The 20,121-nt window shown below is 71.2% G+C and carries 19 protein-coding genes and 1 pseudogene; 11 read left to right on the forward strand and 9 right to left on the reverse strand.

Features of this window, described 5'->3' with window-relative positions:
- Positions 1 to 15: 15 nt before the first annotated feature.
- The 3 genes from OO68_RS48315 to OO68_RS24555 all read left to right on the forward strand — a co-directional run bounded on the left by OO68_RS48315 (position 16) and on the right by OO68_RS24555 (position 1,086).
- Positions 16 to 132: an SGM_5486 family transporter-associated protein gene (locus OO68_RS48315; RefSeq protein ID WP_106974401.1), complete on the forward strand. Its 117-nt coding sequence runs from the start codon at positions 16 to 18 to the stop codon at positions 130 to 132.
- A 163-nt stretch (positions 133 to 295) separates the two neighbouring features.
- Positions 296 to 502 (forward strand): hypothetical protein, encoded by a 207-nt coding sequence (locus tag OO68_RS24550; RefSeq protein ID WP_033311032.1) that lies wholly within the window; start codon positions 296 to 298, stop codon positions 500 to 502.
- Between the two features lie 65 nt (positions 503 to 567).
- Entirely contained in the window at positions 568 to 1,086 is a 519-nt protein-coding gene (locus tag OO68_RS24555) for a SixA phosphatase family protein (RefSeq protein WP_033310968.1), read from the forward strand.
- An 86-nt stretch (positions 1,087 to 1,172) separates the two neighbouring features.
- Here the strand turns inward: OO68_RS24555 and serB are convergent, their stop codons facing one another.
- Entirely contained in the window at positions 1,173 to 2,399 is a 1,227-nt protein-coding gene (gene serB / locus OO68_RS24560; RefSeq protein WP_033310970.1) for a phosphoserine phosphatase SerB, read from the reverse strand.
- A gap of 861 nt (positions 2,400 to 3,260) precedes the next feature.
- A pseudogene (locus OO68_RS48320) lies at positions 3,261 to 5,207 on the reverse strand (streptophobe family protein); the annotation flags it as partial.
- Between the two features lie 240 nt (positions 5,208 to 5,447).
- Between OO68_RS48320 and OO68_RS24570 the strand changes: the two are divergent.
- Positions 5,448 to 7,973: an ABC transporter ATP-binding protein/permease gene (locus OO68_RS24570; protein ID WP_033310972.1), complete on the forward strand. Its 2,526-nt coding sequence runs from the start codon at positions 5,448 to 5,450 to the stop codon at positions 7,971 to 7,973.
- Between the two features lie 90 nt (positions 7,974 to 8,063).
- On the opposite strand, the gene OO68_RS24575 is transcribed toward OO68_RS24570, so the two are convergent.
- The 3 genes from OO68_RS24575 to OO68_RS24585 all read right to left on the reverse strand — a co-directional run bounded on the left by OO68_RS24575 (position 8,064) and on the right by OO68_RS24585 (position 10,862).
- Positions 8,064 to 8,780: a transglycosylase SLT domain-containing protein gene (locus tag OO68_RS24575; protein WP_033310974.1), complete on the reverse strand. Its 717-nt coding sequence runs from the start codon at positions 8,778 to 8,780 to the stop codon at positions 8,064 to 8,066.
- A gap of 343 nt (positions 8,781 to 9,123) precedes the next feature.
- On the reverse strand, positions 9,124 to 10,167 hold the full coding sequence (locus OO68_RS24580) for an S-adenosylmethionine:tRNA ribosyltransferase-isomerase (protein WP_033310976.1): 1,044 nt from the start codon (positions 10,165 to 10,167) through the stop codon (positions 9,124 to 9,126).
- A complete protein-coding gene (locus tag OO68_RS24585) occupies positions 10,164 to 10,862 on the reverse strand; it encodes an SDR family NAD(P)-dependent oxidoreductase (RefSeq protein ID WP_033310978.1) in 699 nt (232 codons plus the stop codon). Before OO68_RS24585 ends, OO68_RS24580 begins: the two co-directional genes overlap by 4 nt.
- Before the next feature lie 234 nt (positions 10,863 to 11,096).
- Between OO68_RS24585 and OO68_RS24590 the strand changes: the two genes are divergently transcribed.
- The 3 genes from OO68_RS24590 to OO68_RS24600 all read left to right on the forward strand — a co-directional run bounded on the left by OO68_RS24590 (position 11,097) and on the right by OO68_RS24600 (position 13,274).
- Positions 11,097 to 12,242, forward strand: coding sequence for a GAF domain-containing sensor histidine kinase (locus tag OO68_RS24590; protein WP_033310980.1), 1,146 nt, complete (start codon positions 11,097 to 11,099; stop codon positions 12,240 to 12,242).
- Complete coding sequence (locus tag OO68_RS24595; RefSeq protein ID WP_033310982.1) at positions 12,235 to 12,876, forward strand: response regulator; 642 nt, start codon at positions 12,235 to 12,237, stop codon at positions 12,874 to 12,876. Before OO68_RS24590 ends, OO68_RS24595 begins: the two co-directional genes overlap by 8 nt.
- A 155-nt stretch (positions 12,877 to 13,031) precedes the next feature.
- Positions 13,032 to 13,274, forward strand: a complete 243-nt coding sequence (locus OO68_RS24600; protein WP_030852293.1) for a chaplin — start codon at positions 13,032 to 13,034, stop codon at positions 13,272 to 13,274.
- 196 nt (positions 13,275 to 13,470) lie between these two features.
- On the opposite strand, the gene OO68_RS24605 is transcribed toward OO68_RS24600, so the two are convergent.
- The gene (locus OO68_RS24605; RefSeq protein WP_051814788.1) at positions 13,471 to 14,256 is read right to left on the reverse strand and encodes an Rv1486c family protein; all 786 of its coding nucleotides are present in this window, start codon (positions 14,254 to 14,256) and stop codon (positions 13,471 to 13,473) included.
- Positions 14,257 to 14,417: 161 nt separating this feature from the next.
- Here OO68_RS24605 and OO68_RS24610 point away from each other — a divergent pair, with 161 nt between their 5' ends.
- The 3 genes from OO68_RS24610 to OO68_RS24620 all read left to right on the forward strand — a co-directional run bounded on the left by OO68_RS24610 (position 14,418) and on the right by OO68_RS24620 (position 16,833).
- Positions 14,418 to 15,215, forward strand: a complete 798-nt coding sequence (locus OO68_RS24610) for an ABC transporter ATP-binding protein (protein WP_033310988.1) — start codon at positions 14,418 to 14,420, stop codon at positions 15,213 to 15,215.
- Between the two features lie 94 nt (positions 15,216 to 15,309).
- Positions 15,310 to 15,741 carry an NfeD family protein gene (locus OO68_RS24615; protein WP_033310990.1) on the forward strand — a complete coding sequence of 144 codons (432 nt, stop codon included), beginning with the start codon at positions 15,310 to 15,312 and terminating at the stop codon, positions 15,739 to 15,741.
- Positions 15,742 to 15,873: 132 nt separating this feature from the next.
- Positions 15,874 to 16,833 carry an SPFH domain-containing protein gene (locus OO68_RS24620; protein WP_033310992.1) on the forward strand — a complete coding sequence of 320 codons (960 nt, stop codon included), beginning with the start codon at positions 15,874 to 15,876 and terminating at the stop codon, positions 16,831 to 16,833.
- 58 nt (positions 16,834 to 16,891) lie between these two features.
- Here OO68_RS24620 and OO68_RS24625 read toward each other — a convergent pair whose 3' ends face one another.
- The 3 genes from OO68_RS24625 to OO68_RS24635 all read right to left on the reverse strand — a co-directional run bounded on the left by OO68_RS24625 (position 16,892) and on the right by OO68_RS24635 (position 18,970).
- Positions 16,892 to 17,398, reverse strand: a complete 507-nt coding sequence (locus OO68_RS24625) for an HNH endonuclease (protein WP_033310994.1) — start codon at positions 17,396 to 17,398, stop codon at positions 16,892 to 16,894.
- A 209-nt stretch (positions 17,399 to 17,607) separates the two neighbouring features.
- A complete protein-coding gene (locus OO68_RS24630; RefSeq protein WP_033310996.1) occupies positions 17,608 to 18,147 on the reverse strand; it encodes a YbhB/YbcL family Raf kinase inhibitor-like protein in 540 nt (179 codons plus the stop codon).
- A gap of 40 nt (positions 18,148 to 18,187) precedes the next feature.
- Positions 18,188 to 18,970, reverse strand: a complete 783-nt coding sequence (locus tag OO68_RS24635) for a sporulation protein (RefSeq protein ID WP_033310998.1) — start codon at positions 18,968 to 18,970, stop codon at positions 18,188 to 18,190.
- 145 nt (positions 18,971 to 19,115) lie between these two features.
- On the opposite strand from OO68_RS24635, the gene OO68_RS24640 reads away from it, so the two are divergent.
- The gene (locus OO68_RS24640; protein WP_033311000.1) at positions 19,116 to 19,757 is read left to right on the forward strand and encodes a DNA-3-methyladenine glycosylase; all 642 of its coding nucleotides are present in this window, start codon (positions 19,116 to 19,118) and stop codon (positions 19,755 to 19,757) included.
- Positions 19,758 to 20,121 lie beyond the last annotated feature (364 nt).

A 20,121-nucleotide genomic window follows, 5' to 3' on the forward strand; every position in this document is an offset into this window, starting at 1 on the left:
TGGGACACTTTCCCCATGCCAGTGCTCGACCCGAATCCCCAGCACGGTCAGAAGAAGATGCTGCTCGTGTTCGGCGCCTTCTTCGCGATCTTCATCGTCATCGGCGTCATCGCGACCATCGCCTCGCCATGACCGGCGCCCACGCGGCCCATGGTGGGGCTAGCCCCCTGTCCCCTAGGGGGTGAGGGTCAGGGTCAAGTGGGTGGATCACCGGATGGGGCGGCAGCCGCGGATTCCGTAGCTTCGAGTGTGTGACCGCGAGACGGTCACCGACCACTCGAAGAGCGGAGGCACCATGTCGGCCCCTACGCACACCCGGCTCCACCCGGCGCCCCGGGCCGGGGCCGCCGGCCGGCTGCCCTGGTGGGCTCTCGCCCTGCCCGTGCTCGCCTTCACCGCGCTGCTCGCCCTGATCCTGAACCCGTCCGACGCCCACGCAGCCACGGGCGACCCGGCGATCTCCCACCTCTTCGAGCGTGTGCACCAGCTGATCGCCCGCTGATCACGGCCGAAGCCGGTGGTCAACTCCCTGCGCCCCGTGGCGTGTTTCATGCGAAGCTGGATCTCATGAGCGTCGCAGAACCCCGCAGGATTGTCCTCTTCCGCCATGCGAAAGCCGACTGGCCACAGGTCACGGATCACGAGCGTCCGCTCGCCGACCGGGGCCGCATGGACGCGGCGGAGGCCGGGCGCAGGCTGACCGACACCGGTATCGCCTTCGACCTGGCCCTGTGCTCCACCGCGGTCCGGACCCGGGAGACCTGGAAGCTCGCCGTCCAGGAGTTCCCGCAGCGGCCGAAAACCGTCTACGAGGAGCGGATCTACGAGGCCTCGCCCGGCGAGCTGATCGCCCTGCTCAACGAGACCCCCGACGACGCGCAGAACGTCCTCATGATCGGGCACAATCCCGGGATCCAGGGCCTCGCCGACGTCCTGGCGGGCTCCGGCGAGGACGACGCCCGGGAGCGGATGACCCGCCGCGGCTTCCCGGCCGCCGCCTTCGCCGTGCTGTCGTTCGGCGGCACGTGGAAGAGCCTGGAGCCGGGGGTGGCCACGCTGCGGGACTACTGGGCGCCGGCCGAGTGACGACCCCCGTGTGACAGGGGCCCGGCGCCGGTGCGGCGCCGGGCCCCTTCTGGTCGGCTCCGTGGGGTCGGCCGATGTCGTGACGGTCAGCCGACGTCGAGGATGTCCGCCGCCTCGACCTCTTCCCGCGTGACGCCCAGCAGATACAGGACCGTGTCCAGGAAGGGGAAGTTCACCGCGGCGTGCGCGGCCTCGCGCACCACCGGCTTGGCGTTGAAGGCGACACCGAGACCGGCCGCGTTCAGCATGTCCAGATCGTTGGCCCCGTCACCGATCGCCACGGTCTGCGACAGCGGCACACCCGCCTCCGCGGCGAACCGGCGCAGCAGGCGCGCCTTGCCCGCGCGGTCGACGATCTCGCCGGTGACCTTGCCCGTCAGCCTGCCGTCCACGATCTCCAGGGTGTTGGCGTGGGCGAAGTCCAGCCCGAGCCGCTCCTTCAGATCGTCCGTGACCTGGGTGAAGCCGCCCGAGACGACGCCGACCTGGTAGCCGAGCCGCTTCAGCGTGCGGATCAGGGTGCGGGCGCCCGGCGTCAGCCGTACCTCGCTGCGCACCTTGTCCACGACGGAGGCGTCCAAACCCTCCAGCAGCGCCACGCGCGCGTGCAGGGACTGCTCGAAGTCCAGCTCCCCGCGCATCGCGGCCGCCGTCACCTCGGCGACCTTGTCCTCGCAGCCGGCGTGGGCGGCGAACAGCTCGATGACCTCGTCCTGGATCAGCGTCGAGTCGACGTCCATGACGACCAGGCGCTGTGCGCGCCGGTACAGACCGGCGGCGACGACCGCCACGTCGATGCCGAGCCTCGCCGCGTCCGTCACCAGGGCCGTGCGCAGCGGTTCGGTCTCCACGCCGGAGACGGCGAACTCGACGGCGGTCACGGGGTACTTGGCGAGCCGGAAGATACGGTCGATGTTGCCGCCGGTCTTCGTGATCCGCGCGGCGATGGCGGCCGTGGCCTCGGCGGTGAGCGGGTGCCCGAGCACGGTGACCAGGGACCGGCCCAGCCCGCGCGGGCGGTTGTCGCCCAGGCCGGAGATGATCTCCGCCTGCATCTTCATCGACTCGGCCCAGCTGTGGACGGTCGACCGCAGGTCTCCCTCCTGCCCGGGGGGCGGCTCGGTCACGAGCGCGCAGAGCACCATCCGGCCGCGGGTGACGACCTGCTCGATGTCGACGACGTCGACGGAGTAGGCGGCGAGGGTGTCGAAGAGACCGGCGGTGATGCCCGGCCTGTCCTTGCCGAAGATCTTCACAAGGAGGGTGGGGACGTCGGCAGGGACGTCGGAAGACGAGGTCTGCGAAGCGCTCATGGTGGTTCCACCGTATCCGGCGGGCAGGGCATACCGCCCCTGAGGTTCGGGTACGGGTGGGGGTACGGCGTCCGGCTCCGCCGCCGGTCACCTCCCGCCGCGGGGCTGCCGTGGCGGCGGGGGAGCCGGAGGGGGAGGGGGCGGCCCGTTCCCGTTCCTCGGTCCGGGCGACTGCCGGGGGCCCCGCGGGGGTGGCCCGACCGGCCGTACGACGGTGGGGGCGCCGTAGACGTCGCCGGGTGCGGGGGGTCCGTCGTCCGCCGGTGTGTCGTCCTCGGCGTCGGGTGCGGCATCGGAGTGGGGTTCCGCCGCCGGAGGCCGTGCGTCCTGCGGCTCTCGCAGCTCCTTGGGCATCCGGAGGTACGGATTGGTACCCGGGTTGGGCGGCCGGTACGGCGTACCCGGGGTGTAGGGCCCGGCTTTCTGATCCTGCTCCCCGCCACAGGCGTCGTCCTCTGGTCGCTGTGGGCCGGCGCCCGGTTCGTTGCGCTGCGACCCGAGGCCGACCTCGGCGTCGTCCTCGGGTCGTATTGCGCCTGCGCGGGGCCAGACGGGCCCAGGGGCTTGATGGTGCCCGGCGGGCGGGGAGCCGCCCCGGCTCTGGGCTTGCCCAGTACCGGCGTCGCCCTCAGGCCGCCTTGCACTGGCGCCCGTGCCGTCCCGCTCTGGGCCGAGGCGGGCCTCGGCGTCACCCTCAGGTCGTACTGCGCCTGCCCTGGGCCAGGCGTCCCCAGGGCCTGGGCGGCGTCCCACGGGCCCCGCACCACCCCGGGGCTGGACCTGCCCGGTACCGGCGGTGCTCTCAGGTCGCCCTGCGCCGACGCCCGGCCAGGCATTCCCGGCGCTCTCGTCGTGCCGCACTGGGCTGGGACCGGCCTCGGTCCGGCCACCCCAGTTCCGGGCTTGCCCGGCACCAGGGGCGTCCCCGGGGCGCGGCGGCGCCTGCCTGGTCTCCCTGTCGTGCTCCGCAGGTACCGGGCCACCCCAGGTCTGGGCTTGCCCGCCCCCGGCGTCACCCCCCTGTCGCACCCCATCGCCCGCCGGCCGGCCCTGCCCGCTCCCGGCGTCCTCCCCAGGTCGCCCCTCGCCCGCCCCTGTCCAGGCCTGTCCGCCGCCCCCGTCGTACCGCCCCGGTCCCTGCCCGCCCTCGGCGTAGTCCCCTGGGCGCACCCCACCGGACCCTCGCAAGCCCCGCCCATCGCCCCCGGCGTAGGGCCCCGGCCCGCCCTCGGCGTTGTCCCCCGATCGCACCGCACCAGCCCCCGTCCAGCCCTGCCCCGTCGGCCCACCACCCCAGGGCGCCGCCTGCCAGGCGCCAGCCCCATACTCGGCATGCCGGCTCCCCGCTCCGGGACCCGCCCCCGCCCCCCGCCCTGGCCACCCGGTGCCCGGCCGGGACCCTGCCCCGCCGCCCAGGGGCAAGCCCTCTCCCCGAGCCGATGCCGTCGCCCGGCGCCCCGCCGCGCCGCACGCCCACGCGAGCAACGCCCCCGCGGCCCCGGCCCCCGCGCCCCACACCGCGCCCAGCAGCAGAGCCAGGCCCAGGGGGCCGTGCAGTTCGATGCCGCCGCCGAAGGCGTCGACGCCGAGCACGGACAGGGAGGCGGTCACGGAGACGTCCGTCAGCCGGGCGAGCAACGGCAGGGCGAGGGCCGTCGCGACCCCCAGCCGCAGCGCGCACCACCCCGCGAAGCGCAGCGCGCCGGGCCCTTCCTCCACCGGCGTCCGTACTCCCGTCAGCACGCCGGCCAGCAGCATCATCAAGCCCGCCGCCATCGCCAGCAGCCACACCCGGCTGTCCATCTCGGCCAGCCGGCTCAGCGTCACCGCCTGTCCGGACCCGGCACCGAGCAGGTCGTCCAGCGGGTCCGGCAGGAAGCGGATCAGTTCACCCGTGGCGCGTCCGTCCCACGGCACGAACAGACCGAGCGGGATGCCCAGCCACACTCCGTTCGGAGCCCCGAGCAGCGCCGCTCCGGCGATGCGCTCGGGACGGTCGTCGCCGATCGCCGCGTACGCCGCCGCCGCGAATCCCGCCGCGACCGCCACGAGCAGCACGGTCACCACGGCCGACACGGCCGGCCGCACGACGCGGTGCACGGCCTCCCAGCCCGGCGGCAGGGGCGTACGGCGCGAGGACAGCAGCGCGACGAGGAGGATCCCGGTCGACCAGCCGAACCCGCCGAGCAGCGTCGGGGCGGTATCGACCGTGAAGCCGACCGCGGCCTGCACGTCGACCAGGTCGCCGAGCCGGTCCGGCAGCAGCCCCCCGACGTCCCCGAGCCCCGGGATCTCGACGCCCCCGCTCCCGCCGGTCACGTCGTCGAGCCCGAGCGACCCGCCGTCGATGGTGACGACGTCGTGGCCCGCCCACGCCAGGCCGCCCAGCATCGCCACGAACAACGCCACCACCGCGCCCGCCCGCGCGAGCAGTTCGGCCCGTGAGATCACAACTCCCGCCGCGCGCAGGGACCGCAGGAAGAACCACGACAACAGCACCGCCCCGACCAGGCTCACCCCCAGTGGCGTGATCTCGATGGCCGTGTCCGCCTCGGCGCCCGTGATACCGAACGCCGACACCTCACCGGACGGCGTGACCGAACCACCCGCCCCGAGGGCCACCACCGCCGCGGTCATCGGCCCCAAGGAGCCCGCCGCATCGGCCTCCAGGAGCCGCAGGCCCAGCGCCGCGGTCCCCGCCATCCCGATCAACGCCCAGCTCACGGCGGCCACGGCGGACATCAGCACGTCCCCCCACGGCACGCGCGCGTCGTCCTTCGCCGTCCCGGCCCCTGCGGCAGCACTCATGGCAGACCCCCCGATCCGCTGCGCGGCGGGAACACCAGGCATGTCCCCCTCGCGTCGAAATACCACTCTCCGGCCCGGTTTCAACCCCGTCAACGGAATCGGCTGATGCGTCCGGACGCGGTCTTCACAAGGCCCGACTTTCGGTCAGGGGGCCGCTCCTGAAATAGTTCCCCCCGATGTTCGACATCCCTAGACTCCCCATGTCGGGGGTAACTCGGGGGACAACTCAGTGGGGCTGGAGTGCCGGAACTCGTACTGGAATCAAACGGACGTACCTGGACGCTCGATCCGTCCAGGGCATACACCCTCGGACGTGATCCGCAGGGGGACGTCGTCTTCGACGACGCCAGGGTCTCCTGGCGTCACGCCACGATCAGCTTCAACGGCCGCAGTTGGGTCATCGAGGACCACGGCAGCACCAACGGCACGTTCGTGCAGGGGCAGCGCATCCACCAGCTGGAGCTCGGCCCCGGCTCGGCCGTCAACCTGGGCAACGCGACCGACGGCCCGCGCCTGAACCTCTCCGGCGCCGCGGCCTCCGTCGCCACGCCGCAGACCCAGCCCCAGCAGCAGCCGTACGCCGCGCAGGGCGCGAACCCGGCCTGGGGACAGCAGGCCCCGGCCCAGCAGCCGCCGCAGCAGCAGGCCCCGCAGGCCGGCTGGCAGCAGCCGCAGCAGGCGGCGGCGCACATCCCGCAGCAGCAGGGTCCCGGTGGTGTCGCGGGGGCACCGCCGGTCTACGGCGACCGCAGCCCGACCACGTTCCACCAGTTCTCCCTCGGCCGCGTGATGCGCATCGGCCGTGCCCTGGAGAACGAACTGGTCGTCTCGGACCTCCAGGTCTCCCGGCACCACGCCGAGTTCCACTCGACGCCCGACGGCCGTATGGAGATCCGGGACCTCGGCTCCCACAACGGCACGTACGTCAACGGCCAGCCGATCGCCAAGGGCGGCACCCAGCTGCTCGGCCCGACCGACGTCGTCGGCGTCGGCCACTCGACGTTCCGCATCGTCGGCGACCGGCTCGAGGAGTTCGTCGACACCGGTGAGGTGTCCTTCTCCGCCCGCCACCTGACCGTCACGGTCGACGGCGGGAAGCAGATCCTCAAGGACGTCTCCTTCGGCGTCCCGGAGAAGTCGCTGATCGCGGTCATCGGCCCGTCCGGCTCCGGCAAGTCGACCCTGCTCAAGGCGCTCACCGGCTACCGGCCCGCCAACGAGGGCGAGGTGCTCTACGACAACCGGAACCTCTACAAGCAGTTCGCCGAGCTGCGCCAGCGCATCGGTCTGGTCCCGCAGGACGACATCCTGCACAAGGAGCTGACCGTCAAGAAGGCCCTCAAGTACGCGGCCAAGCTCCGCTTCCCGGCCGACACCACGGGCGCCGAGCGCGAGGCCCGTATCGACGAGGTGCTGCGCGAGCTCAAGCTCGACATCCACAAGGACAAGAAGGTCACGTCCCTCTCCGGCGGCCAGCGCAAGCGCGTCTCGGTCGCCCTGGAGCTGCTCACCAAGCCGTCGCTGATCTTCCTGGACGAGCCGACCTCCGGCCTCGACCCGGGCATGGACCGCGACGTCATGCAGCTGCTGCGCGGCCTCGCCGACGACGGCCGTACGGTCCTCGTCGTCACCCACTCGGTTGCCGAGCTGGCGATCTGCGACAAGCTGCTGGTGATGGCGCCGGGCGGCTCGGTCGCCTACTTCGGCCCGCCCGAGGAGGCGCTGAACTTCTTCGGCTACGACACCTGGGCCGATGTCTTCTCCGCCTTCGAGAACTACCGCGACTACGACTGGGCGGGCCGCTGGAAGGGCTCGCAGCACTACCAGATGTACGCCGCGGACATCGACGCCGTCGCACCGCAGTCCGTACAGGTTCCGCAGATGCAGGCGATGAAGCCGCCGAAGCCACAGGGCTGGATGTCCCAGTTCGTCACGCTTGTCCGGCGGTACGTCTCGGTGATCGCCTCCGACAAGGGCTTCCTCGCCCTGATGGTGATCCTGCCGGCCGTGCTCGGCGCGGTCAGCCTGCTCATCGACGCCGACCGGGGCCTGCTGCCCAACCCGGCCAACCCGCAGACCGGCCGCATCATCCCGAACGGCACGGCGACCACGGTCCTGCTGATCCTCGCGGTCGGCGCCTGCTTCGCGGGCGCGGCGAACTCCGTCCGAGAGCTGATCAAGGAACGGGTCATCTACGAGCGGGAGCGCGCGACCGGCCTCTCGCGCTCGGCGTACCTGATGTCCAAGGTGTTCGTGCTCGGCATGATCACCGTGCTCCAGGGCCTGCTGGTCGGCGTCATCGGCTTCTCCAGCCGTGAGATCCCCGAGGAGGGCTTGATCTTCGGCAGCGCGACGATGCTGGAGCTGTCCGTGCCGATCATGGCGCTGGGCTTCACCTCGATGATGTTCGGCCTGATCATCTCCTCGCTGGTGAAGACCGCCGAGAAGACCATGCCGCTGCTGGTGATGTTCGCCATCATCCAGGTCGTCTTCACCGGCTGTCTGTTCGCGCTGCACGGCTCGATCGGCGTCAACCAGTTCTCGTTCCTGATGCCGTCGCGCTGGGCGGTCGCCGCCGCCGGTGCCACGCTGGACTTCAACAAGATCAGCCCGCCCGAGACGGCCGGCGACAACGACCCGCTGTGGGAGCACACGGTCGGGGCCTGGGCCATGGACATGGGCGCCCTCCTCGTTCTCGGGGTGATCTGCGGCTTCTTCGTGGCCCGCTTCCTGCGCCGCCACGAGCCCGAGGTCATGCGCAAGTAGGCACCGCCGTACGACGCCCGAAGGGCGGCACCCCGTCAGGAGGGTGCCGCCCTTCGGCGTTCGTACAGCGAGCAGAGTCCCGCGCCGGCCTCAGTACGCGCTGTCGACGTTGTCCATCGAGCCGTACTTGTCGGCCGCGTAGTTGCAGGCGGCGGTGATGTTGGCTACCGGGTCGTAGATGTCCCAGGAGGTGCCGGGGACGTGCCAGTGCTTGAAGGTCGGCGGGATGACCTGCAGCAGGCCCTTCGACGGGATGCCGTTGATGGCGTTGATGTCCCAGTTGTTGATCGCCTTGGGGTTACCCGAGGACTCGCGGATGATGTTGCGCTTGATGCCGTCGTAGGAGCCGGGGATCCCGTGCTTCTTCATGACGTCGAGCGACTCGCGGATCCAGCCGTCGAGGTTGTTCGGGTAGGTCTTCTTGGCCTCGGCGCGCTTGGCGGCGCGGCTCGCGGCCTCCTTCGCCTCGCGGGCGGCCTCGGCCTTCTTCTTCGCCGCCGCGGCGTCGGCCTTCTTCTTGGCGGCGGCCGCGGCGTCGGCCTTCTTCTTCGCCGCGATCTGCTCGGCCTTCAGGCTGGCGCCGGCCATCTGGTCCGTGACGCTCGCCTTGACGTCCTTGATCTGCTGGGTGCTGTACGCCACCGCAGCCGGCTGAGCGGCCTCGGTCGTGGTCTTCGTCGAGGCACCGCTCGGCACCGCGGAGAACCCGATGGCGGCGGCGCCGAGGGTGGCGACACCCGCCATGGCGATCTTGTGGTGACGGGTCAGGCTACGACTCTGAACACGGCTGAAGATGTTCTTGGGCATGCTGCTGTGGACCTCTTCGAATAGCGCGGGAGTCGCTCGGCGTCCGGCGTTGGACTCGGTGTGTTTCCGACACAAACGCCGCGGAGGTGAACCCACGGCGCTGAGCGACGTCGCCAATTCTTAGCGGCCGCAAAATGGCGTGGCAAAGGTGTGACGTACGAAAGAAGATAGTGGATCAGGGAGGGGCAAATCGGGGCAGACTAGACGATCCGCGCCGCTCAAAAGGTGGGGCTTTGTCTCCTACGCACTTTCGTACGTGACGTGCGCCCTATGCGCGGGCTCACACCGGGCGGCGCGCGTTCTCACCGCCCGTTGCACAAGCGATGCTCTCCGTGAGGCGCTTTCAGGGCAGAACGAGGTGCACGTCCCCGAACTCGTGCCACTGGTACCGGTGCTGGAGCGCGGCCCTGTACGCCTGCCCGACCGCCATCCGTCCCGCGACCGCCTCCAGCATCAGCAGATGCGAGGCCTCCGGCTCGTGCAGCCCGGTCAGCAGCCCGTCCACCACCCGCACGCCCCGCTCCGGCGTGACGACGAGATCCGTCCACCCGGCACGCGCGCGTACGGCCCCGTCGGCGTCCACCGCGGACTCCACGGCCCGCACCGCCGTCGTCCCGACCGCCACGACCCGGCCCCCACCGGTCTTCACCACGTTGATCAGCCGCGCGGACGCCCCGGGCACCGCGAAACGCTCCGCACAGGGCGGCTCGTGCGCCTCCGCCGAGGCCACCCCCGTGTGCAGCGTGACCGGCGCGAACTGCACCCCCCGGCTCACCAGCTCCGCCACCAGGCGCCCCGTGAAGGGCCGCGCCGCACTCGGCATCTCCGCACTTCCGGCCCCGTCCGGCGACGGCAGCGCGAACACCGTCTGGTAGACGGACAGCGGCTGGTCCCGCTCCGTGTAGGCGTAGCGGATGGGCCGCCCGTGCTCCCGCAGCAGCCCCGTCACCTCCGGCCCGGACACCCGCGCCCACCAGAGCCGCTCGCTCCGCCCGCTCAGCGGCTCCTCCAGAACCAGCCGCACGCCCGCCGGCAGGCGCACCTCCCTCCCCGCGGGCCCGCCCGCCCGCGCGCGCGTGGTGCCCCGCCCGTCGGGCTCCCGCAGCTCCACCGCCCAGCGGCCGTCGTCCCCGCGAGTGGAGAAGTGCACCACCACACGCGCGTGCCCGCTCCACCCGTCCACGGCCGCCGCCAACGTGGCCGAGGTGTTGACCACGAGCAGATCACCGGCCCGCAGCAGCAGCGGCAGTTCCGTGAACAGGTGATGCGCCACCTCGGAACCCCGCGAGACCAGCATCCGCACGGCATCCCGCTCCAGCCCCGGCCCCCGCTGCTCTACGGGCACCCGGGCCGACAGCTCCGCCGGCACGCGCACGGCCGAAGTCACCGGGCCCCGTCCAGCAGAGCCGAAGCCCCGTACCGCCCGCTCGGCGGACGCTCGTTCAGCAGCCGCAGGAACCCGGGCACCACGGCGGCGGGCTCCGGCCGCGGCTCCCGGTCGTCCGGAACGGCCGCCGCGTACAGGTCCGTGGCCATGTCCCCGGGATCCACCGCCCAGACCCGCAGCCCCGGCTCCTCCACGGCGAGCACGGCGACCAACTGGTCCAGGGCCGCCTTGGACGCCCCGTAACCGCCCCAGGTCTCGTACGCCTCGGCGGCCGCGTCCGAGCTGACGGCCACGACCGTGCCCGCCCGCGAGGCCCGCAGCAGCGGCAGCGCTTCCTGGACCAGGCCGAGCCCCGCCACCAGGTTCACCTCCAGCGCCCGGCGCAGCCCCGCCAGGGACAGCTCCTCCAGCCTGACCAGCGGCTCGGCGCCCAGCGCGCTCGCGTTGTGCACCAGCAAGTCGACGCCGCCCAGCCGCCGGGCCGCCGCCACCAGCTCGGTGCGGTGCGCGGCGTCCGTGACGTCCCCGGACAGGGCGGACACCCGCGTCCCGTGCGCGGAGACGACCTCGGCCGTGGCCGCCAGCGCCCGCGCGCCCCGGGCGTCGAGCACCAGGTCCCAGCCCCGCCCGGCCAGGGCCTCCGCCAGCGCCCGGCCCAGCCCCTTCGACGCCCCGGTAATGATCGCAACCGGCATGATCCGCTCCCTCGTCGTCACCGCGTGCCCACACCGTAGGAACGGAGCCGCCCAGGCCGCCTCGGACGCGGGCCGCGGTCCGCCGAGTCCTTTCGCCCTAGGCCAAGGGCCCGGCGGCCCCGGTCCTGCGCCCGGCATCCGGCTGTCTCCGCCCTGCGACCTAGGCCCACCGACCGGGCGCCCGCCGCCACCGGTCCGATCCGCGCTGTCACAGTCCGCCGGTACCGTGAGGACATGAGTCACGGCCCCCGGTCCGGCCTCGCCGCGGTGAGTTCCGCGCTGCTGGCCATGAGCAGGCATCTCGAGGTGCGCGACGTCCTCAAGACGATCGTCGCCTCGGCCCGCGAACTGCTCGACGCGCAGTACGCCGCGCTCGGCGTCCCGGACGACCACGGCGGCTTCGCCCAGTTCGTCGTCGACGGCGTCAGCGAGGAGCAGTGGAGGGCCATCGGCCCCCTCCCGCGCCAGCACGGCATCCTCGCCGCGATGCTGCACGAGGCCAGGGCCGAACGCCTCGCGGACGTCCGCAAGGACCCCCGCTTCGAGGGCTGGCCGAAGGCCCACCCGGACCTGGCCGACTTCCTGGGCCTGCCCATCCGCGACGGCGACGAGGTCATCGGAGCGCTGTTCCTGGCCAACAAGAACTGTGAGCGGCCCGAAGGCGGCTGCGGTTTCACCGAGGACGACGAAGAACTGCTCGGCATCCTCGCCCAGCACGCCGCGATCGCCCTCACCAACGCCCGCCTCTACGAGCGCAGCCGGGAACTGACCATCGCAGAGGAGCGCTCCCGCCTGGCCCACGAACTGCACGACGCGGTCAGCCAGAAGCTGTTCTCCCTGCGCCTGACCGCCCAGGCCGCGGCCCGCCTGGTGGACCGCGACCCCTCCCGCGCCAAGGGCGAGCTCCAGCAGGTCGCGGCCCTGGCCGCCGAGGCCGCCGACGAACTGCGCGCCGCGGTCGTCGAGTTGCGGCCCGCCGCCCTCGACGAGGACGGCCTCGTGGCGACCCTGCGGACCCAGATACAGGTCCTCGACCGGGCCCACAGCGCCCGCGTCACCTTCGCCGGCCACGGCGTGAAGGCCCTGCCCGCATCCCAGGAGGAGGCCCTCCTGCGCGTCGCACAGGAAGCCCTGCACAACGCCCTGCGCCACTCCGGCGCCGACCACGTCGACGTGACCCTGGACCGCCGCGGCGGCGGAGCCGTCCTGCGGATCACGGACGACGGCAGCGGCTTCGACCCGCAGGCGGTGCGTCACGCGGGACGCCACCTGGGCCTGGTCTCCATGCGGGACCGGGCGAGCGGCGCCGGCGGCTCGCTGACCGTGGAATCGGTGCCCGGCAAGGGCACCGTCATCGAGATGGAGGTCCCCGGTGGCTGACGCGATCAAGGTGCTGCTCGTCGACGACCACCAGGTCGTCCGCCGGGGCCTGCGCACCTTCCTCGAAGTGCAGGACGACATCGAGGTCGTCGGCGAGGCGGCGGACGGCACCGAAGGAGTCGACCGTGCCGAGGAGCTGAAGCCCGACGTCATCCTCATGGACGTCAAGATGCCGGGCATGGACGGCGTCGACGCCCTGCGCAGACTCCGCGAACTGGCCAACCCCGCGCGCGTGCTGGTCGTCACCAGCTTCACCGAGCAGCGCACGGTGGTCCCGGCCCTGCGCGCCGGGGCCGCCGGGTACGTCTACAAGGACGTCGACCCCGACGCCCTCGCCGGGGCCATCCGCTCGGTGCACGCCGGGCACATCCTCCTCCAGCCGGAGGTCGCCGGCGCCCTGCTGGCGCAGGAGGAGACCAACGCCGGGACGGGGAGGGCCGGTTCGCTCACCGAGCGGGAACGCGAGGTACTCGGGCTGATAGCGGACGGCCGCTCGAATCGGGAGATCGCCCGCGCGCTCGTCCTCTCCGAGAAGACCGTCAAGACCCACGTCTCGAACATCCTGATGAAACTGGACCTGGCCGACCGAACGCAGGCCGCGTTGTGGGCCGTCCGCCATGGCGTGACGGGCTGACAGCCTTCGCCCACGGCAACACGGAAGGTTGCGTTCCGGACCGAGATTCATACTGTCGTGGGAACGTCCCTCATATGGCGCAACCTCGATGGATCTCCGCCGTTCTCAGTGCGTGCTGCGGCGCCTGCCGCGGCCATCGCAAGGAGGGCTCAGAAGTGAAGAACCTGAAGAAGGCAGCGGCCGTGACGATGGTGACGGGTGGCCTCCTGGCCGCCGGCGCCGGCATGGCCTCCGCCACCAGCGCGCACGCCGACGGCCAGGCCGTGGGCTCCCCGGGCGTCGGCTCGGGCAACGTCGTCCAGGCTCCGGTGCACGTCCCGGTCAACGTGTCCGGCAACAGCGTGAACGTCGTGGGCATCCTGAACCCGGCCTTCGGCAACCTCGCCGTCAACCACTGACGCTCCACCTCCGTCTCCGAGCCGGAGGTGTCCCGGCCTCCCGGTCCTGCCCGGGAGGCCGGTCTGGCATGTGTGCGTGCAGTGTCGCGCGATCCAGCCCGTTCGGCGCTTGAGGACGAGGCCCTTCAGGCCGACGGGGTCTGGGGGCGAAGCCCCCAGGTACCTCGTACCAACGCCGACTACCGGGAACCGGCCGTCACCGCACTCCCCGCTCCCGCTCCTCCACAACGGAGTTGTACGCCGCGACCTGCGCCCGCCGAGCCGTCCGCTCCACCGGCCGCAACGCCTCCCGCCGCGCGGAGATCTCCGACGAACTCACCGCGCCCCCGTGCCCACGCTCCGTCGCCACCGCGATCAGCGTCCCCACCCGCTGCGCCAGCTCCAGCACCCGCACCGCCCGCGGCGGATACCCCGGCGCCAGCACCTCCCGCCCCCGCTCGGCCCGCGCCCGGTACGCATCGATCGCCGCCTCCGCCACCGGCCCGGACCCCGCCACGTCCAGCCGCGTCAGCACCTCCGTGGCCTCCCGCAGGGCCTCCGCCAGCTCCCGCTCCGCCTCGCCCAGCGACGGCACATCCGCGGGCGGCGCCTCCCGCACCGGCAGCACATGCCACACCACCTCGACCTGCACGCCCTCGGGCCCGGCCTCGTACACGTCCGGCACCAGCCCGTAGGCGGCCCCGTGACAGACCACCGCCTCCTCGGCCTCCAGCGCACGCGCGTTGAACTCCGGCGGCCCGCTCAGCCCCAGCGGATGCCCCGGCGCGGGCAGAGCCACCCGCAGCCCGGTCACCCCGAGCACCCGCAGCCGCCCGAGCGCGAGCGTCAGCCCGACCTGCCCCGGCTCGCCCGGCAGCCCCTCCACCCGGTGCACCGCGTCCGCGCCGACGATGGCGAAAACGGCGTCGTCCGGCGAGACAAGTCCGGCCAAAAGGGCATTTCCCCAAGCTGCGAGACGTCCAGCACGTGGTTCCGAGAGCATGCCTCCACCCTAGAACCCTCCAAGGACCGGACCGAGGGAACGCCCGGTACGACCGGTGGCGTAGATTTCATGGAGGGCTGCGCCCACCGGCGCGGCGGACCGAGCCACAGGCTTACGCGACAGCCGAGACCGGCCACACTGCAAGGGGAGACAACGCGCTCATGAGCGATGTTCTGGAGCTTCAGGACGTATCCGTGGTCCGTGAGGGCCGGGCTCTGGTGGACCAGGTCTCCTGGTCGGTCAAGGAGGGCGAGCGCTGGGTCATCCTCGGCCCGAACGGCGCCGGCAAGACCACCCTCCTCAACCTCGCTTCCACCTACCTCTTCCCCAGCTCGGGCACCACCGCCATCCTCGGCGAGACCCTCGGCCGGCCCGGCACCGACGTCTTCGAGCTGCGCCCCCGCATCGGCATGGCCGGCATCGCCATGACCGAGAAGCTCCCCAAGCGCCAGACGGTCCTGGAGACGGTCCTCACCGCCGCGTACGGCATGACCGCCACCTGGCACGAGGACTACGAGGACATCGACGAACAGCGCGCCCGCGCCTTCCTCGACCGCCTCGGCATGAGCGAGTACCTGGACCGCAGGTTCGGCACGCTCTCCGAAGGCGAGCGCAAGCGCACCCTGATCGCCCGCGCCCTGATGACCGACCCCGAGCTGCTCCTCCTCGACGAGCCCGCCGCCGGCCTCGACCTCGGCGGACGCGAGGACCTCGTCCGCCGCCTCGGCCGCCTCGCCCTCGACCCGATCGCCCCCTCGATGCTCATGGTCACCCACCACGTCGAGGAGATCCCCCCGGGCTTCACCCACGTCCTCATGATCCGCCAGGGCAAGGTCCTCGCCGCCGGCCCGCTGGAGCTGGAGCTCACCTCCCGCAACCTCTCCCTCTGCTTCGGCCTCCCGCTCGTCGTCGAACAGTCGGGCGAGCGCTGGACCGCGCAGGGCCTCCCGCTCTCCTGAGCCCGACCGCCGCCTCCCAAATCGCAGGGTAAGAACGGGATTTCACACCACGGGCGCCCTGTCGGCGACAGGGCCGCGGACCTACCATGACCATGTGGAAATCGACGCATGTCTGTGGTGGCTGATCGGCGCGGCAGCGCTCGGCATCGCGCTCGTGGTCACCGCGATGCCCGAACTCGGCATGCTGGCGGTGGGCGCCATCGCCGCGGCGGTGGTCACCGGCGTCTTCGGCGGCGGAGCCGTCGCCCAGGTCGCGGTCTTCGCCGTCATCTCGGCCGCGGGCATCGCCGTCGTACGGCCCATTGCGAACCGGCACCGCGCTCAACTCCCCCAGTTCGCCTCCGGTGTGGAGGCGTTGAAGGGCAGACGAGCCGTCGTCCTGGAACGCGTCGACGCCTCCGGAGGCCGGATCAAGCTGGCCGGAGAGGTCTGGTCGGCCCGCGCCCTCGACACCGACCGCGCCTACGAATCAGGCGAGGAAGTGGATGTCGTGGACATCGAGGGAGCCACCGCGATCGTGATGTGACCTCGCAGGACGTAACTGGAGTGAACTCCTCGCCAGCTACGCGACGGTCTGTCAGACTCGACCAGCAAGATCTTCGACAACCATAAGATCTGCCGAAGACGCCGCAGCGGAGAAGGGACACGGGGAACGACGATGGAACCGGTCATCATCGTCCTGATCATTCTGGTGGTGTTGGTCTTCATCGCCCTGATCAAGACGATCCAAGTCATCCCACAGGCCAGCGCGGCCATCGTCGAGCGCTTCGGCCGCTACACGCGGACACTCAACGCGGGCCTCAACATCGTCGTCCCGTTCATCGACACCATCCGCAACCGCATCGACCTGCGCGAACAGGTCGTGCCCTTCCCGCCGCAGCCGGTGATCACCCAGGACAACCTGGTCGTCAACATCGACACCGTCATCTACTACCAGGTGACCGACGCACGGGCCGCCACCTACGAAGTCGCCAGTTACATCCAGGCGATCGAGCAGCTCACCGTCACCACCCTCCGCAACATCATCGGCGGCATGGACCTGGAGCGGACCCTCACCTCCCGCGAGGAGATCAACGCGGCCCTGCGCGGCGTCCTCGACGAGGCCACCGGCAAGTGGGGCATCCGTGTCAACCGCGTCGAGCTCAAGGCGATCGAACCGCCCACCTCCATCCAGGACTCGATGGAGAAGCAGATGCGCGCCGACCGCGACAAGCGCGCCGCGATCCTCCAGGCCGAAGGTGTCCGGCAGTCGGAGATCCTGCGCGCCGAGGGTGAGAAGCAGTCCCAGATCCTGCGCGCCGAGGGCGAGGCAAAGGCCGCCGCCCTGCGCGCCGAGGGCGAGGCCCAGGCCGTCCGCACGGTCTTCGAGGCCATCCACGCCGGCGACCCGGACCAGAAGCTCCTCTCCTACCAGTACCTCCAGATGCTCCCCAAGATCGCCGAGGGCGACGCCAACAAGCTCTGGATCGTCCCCAGTGAAATCGGCGACGCCCTCAAGGGCCTCTCCGGCGCCATGGGCAACTTCGGCGGCCTCGGCGGCGGTTCCGGCGGCAACGGCGGCGCGCCCCAAGCCGGCGTCCCCGCCCAGGAGCGCCGCGAGAAGCCGCCCATCGACTGACCCGGCACAGACGGAGGGGCCCGCTTCCCAGGGAAGCGGGCCCCTCCGTATGACAGCTCTAGGCCGCGGGCTGTGCCAGCCACTCCGGCAGCGCGTCGAAGTCGTCCTGCCCCAGCGCCAGCAGCATCGCGTCCGCCGGAGTCGGCTCGAACGGCTGCCGCAGCAGCGGCATCCCCGCCTCCTCCGGAGTCCGGTTCGCCTTACGGTGATTGTCCTGCGCACACGAGGCCACCGTGTTCAGCCACGTGTCCTGCCCCCCCTGCGACCGCGGCACCACGTGGTCCACGGTCGTCGCCCGCCTCCCGCAGTACGCGCACCGGTTGCGGTCCCTGATCAGCACACCCCGCCTCGACCACGGCGCTCGTCTTCGGAACGGCACCCGTACGTACTGGCAGAGCCTGATCACACGGGGCGCCGGTATGTCGACCGCGGCTCCCCGCATCCGCAGTTCGGGGTGGGCCTGCTCGACGACGGCCTTGTCCTGAAGCACCAGAACGACGGCTCGATTCAACGTCACCGTCGACAGCGGCTCGAAGCTCGCGTTCAGTACCAGCGTGTCCCGCATACCAGCCCACCTCCCGTGTGCACCGGCCCACCCCCTGGCGGGCTGGGATCAACTCTGGCCGGGCACGCCGAGATGGACAACGCAATATCTGCTGCTCCCGCGAGGGGTGACCCCCGCGACCCCCGGCAACAAAAATGCCCGCTCCTGATCAATTCCAAGACCAGGAGCGGGCAAACGTTCCGTGAACGCCGGGTTCGCAGGCGGCTTCCTCAGCCCTCGGCGGGCACCTCGTACTCGCCGATCAGCTGGGCCCGCCCGATCGTGTGGAACCTCAGGTTGAAGCCGACGACGGCAGGCGACGCGTCCGCGTCCGGACCGAGCTTCTCCTCATCCACGGCGTACACCGTGAACACATACCGGTGCGGCCCGTCCCCGGGCGGCGGCGCGGCACCGCCGAACTCCTTGCCGCCGTAGTCGTTACGAGCGTGGACCGCGCCCTCCGGCAGACCCTCGAACGAGCCGCTGCCCGCACCGGCCGGCAGCTCGGTCACCGACGCCGGGATGTCGAACAGCACCCAGTGCCAGAACCCGCTGCCCGTCGGGGCGTCGGGGTCGTAGCAGGTCACGGCGAAGCTCTTGGTCTCGGGCGGGAAGCCCTCCCACCGCAGCTGTGGCGAGGTGTTGCCCGCCGCCTGGACCTGAGCGTCCTTGAGCGTCGCACCTTCCTCGACGTCCGCGCTCGTCACCTTGAACGACGCGACGGGCGGATGGAAGTCGTGGGGGAGCGGCCGCCGCTTGAGCTCGGTCACCTCGGTACCTCCTGATCGTTTCTTGCAGTCGCCCCCGAGCCTAGAACCAGTTGCGCTTGCTGCCGACCTCGGACAGCCACTGGTTGAGATAGGCGGTCCAGTCGGTCCCCTGGTAATCGTTCAGACCCACCTGGAACGACCGGAAGGTGTCACTGCCCTCGCTGAACAGCCCCGGCTTCTTGTCCATCTCCAGCACCACGTCCATCGTGTGCTGGTCGGCCACGAAGCTCAGTTCGACCTGGTTGAGCCCTCGGTACTGCTGCGGCGGGTAGAACTCGATCTCCTGGTAGAACGGCAGCTTCTGCCGTGTACCCCGGATGACACCGCGCTCCATGTCCGCGTTCTTGAACCGGAAGCCCAGCTGGATGAACGCATCGAGGATCGCCTTCTGCGCCGGCAGCGGGTGCACGTTGACCGGGTCCAGGTCACCGGAGTCCACCGCACGCGCGATCTCCAGCTCCGTCGACACCCCGATGTTCATGCCACGGAGCGCCTGCCCGTCGATCATCGTGATCGGCGTCTCCCACGGGATCTCGAGACCGAACTGCACCGCGTGCACGGCGTTGGCCTGCAGCTCGAACGCCCCGCCCAGCCGCGACTTCGTGAACTCGATGTCCTGCTTGTACTCCTGGTCGCCGCTCTCCACCTCGACCTTGGCCTGCAGCCCGACCGAGAGCCCCTCGATCTGCTGGTTCACGGACCCGCCCTGAATCCGCACCTCACCCTGGACGACACCGCCCGGCACGACGTTGACCTCGTGCAGCACCGTCTCGACCGAAGCCCCGCCGGCCCCCAGGCTCGCGAGCAGCTTCTTGAACGCCATGTCTCTCCCTCTCGCCCACTACGGGTGGATCCTTGATCCCTACATACGCGATCCGGCCGTGGCCGGTTCCACTCCCTCACCCTGGCAAGGCCGGTGCCCTGTGGCCACCCCGCCGCACCACCCGTCTCCAGTACCCTCGGACGGCATGATCGCGACCCCCGACCGTACGCCCCTGTCCAGGGACTTCTTCGACCGGCCCGTCCTCGATGTCGCCCCCGACCTCCTGGGCCGCATCCTGGTCCGCAGCACCCCGGACGGTCCGATCGCCCTCCGCCTCACCGAGGTCGAGGCCTATGACGGTGCCGACGATCCCGGCTCCCACGCCTATCGCGGCCGCACGGCACGCAACGACGTGATGTTCGGTCCGCCCGGTCACGTGTACGTCTACTTCACTTACGGCATGTGGTTCTGCATGAACCTCGTCTGCGGCCCCGAGGGCAAGGCGAGCGCGGTCCTCCTCCGCGCCGGCGAGATCATCGAGGGCGCCGAACTGGCCCGCACCCGTCGACTCTCGGCCCGCAACGACAAGGAACTGGCCAAAGGCCCGGCCCGCCTGGCCACGGCCCTCAACGTGGACCGTTCCCTCGACGGCACGGACGCGTGCACCTCGCAGGACACCCCGCTCCGCATGCTGACGGGCACTCCCACCCCCTCCGACCAGGTACTCAACGGCCCCCGCACCGGCGTGGGCGGCGACGGAGCCGTGCACCCCTGGCGCTACTGGGTCGCCAACGACCCGACGGTGAGCCCCTATCGAGCCCATGTACCGAGGCGCCGTCGAAGTTGACGCGTCCTGCCGGGGTGCGTAATGTAGTCCGAGCCGCTGAACCGGGTAGGGCAATCGCCTGCAGCCGGAAGCGGCCAAACCACTACCTAGCGACTCCCCTCAGCAGGGGCGAATTCGGCGTGCCCGCATGCCTGAATTCGGCGCCGCCGGACTCGATTATGAGTTGGACGGGGAATCGGCTAACGTAGTGAATGTCGAAAGGCCGACAGGCGAAAGCCCGGGCCGGACGGCAAATCCCGCCGACAGGGAATCGGATCGAAAAGGGTCTGATAGAGTCGGAAACGCAAGACCGAAGGGAAGCGCCCGGAGGAAAGCCCGAGAGGGTGAGTACAAAGGAAGCGACCGTTCCTTGAGAACTCAACAG

It is taken from the genome of Streptomyces iakyrus (genome assembly GCF_000717055.1).
GTDB lineage: Bacteria > Actinomycetota > Actinomycetes > Streptomycetales > Streptomycetaceae > Streptomyces > Streptomyces iakyrus.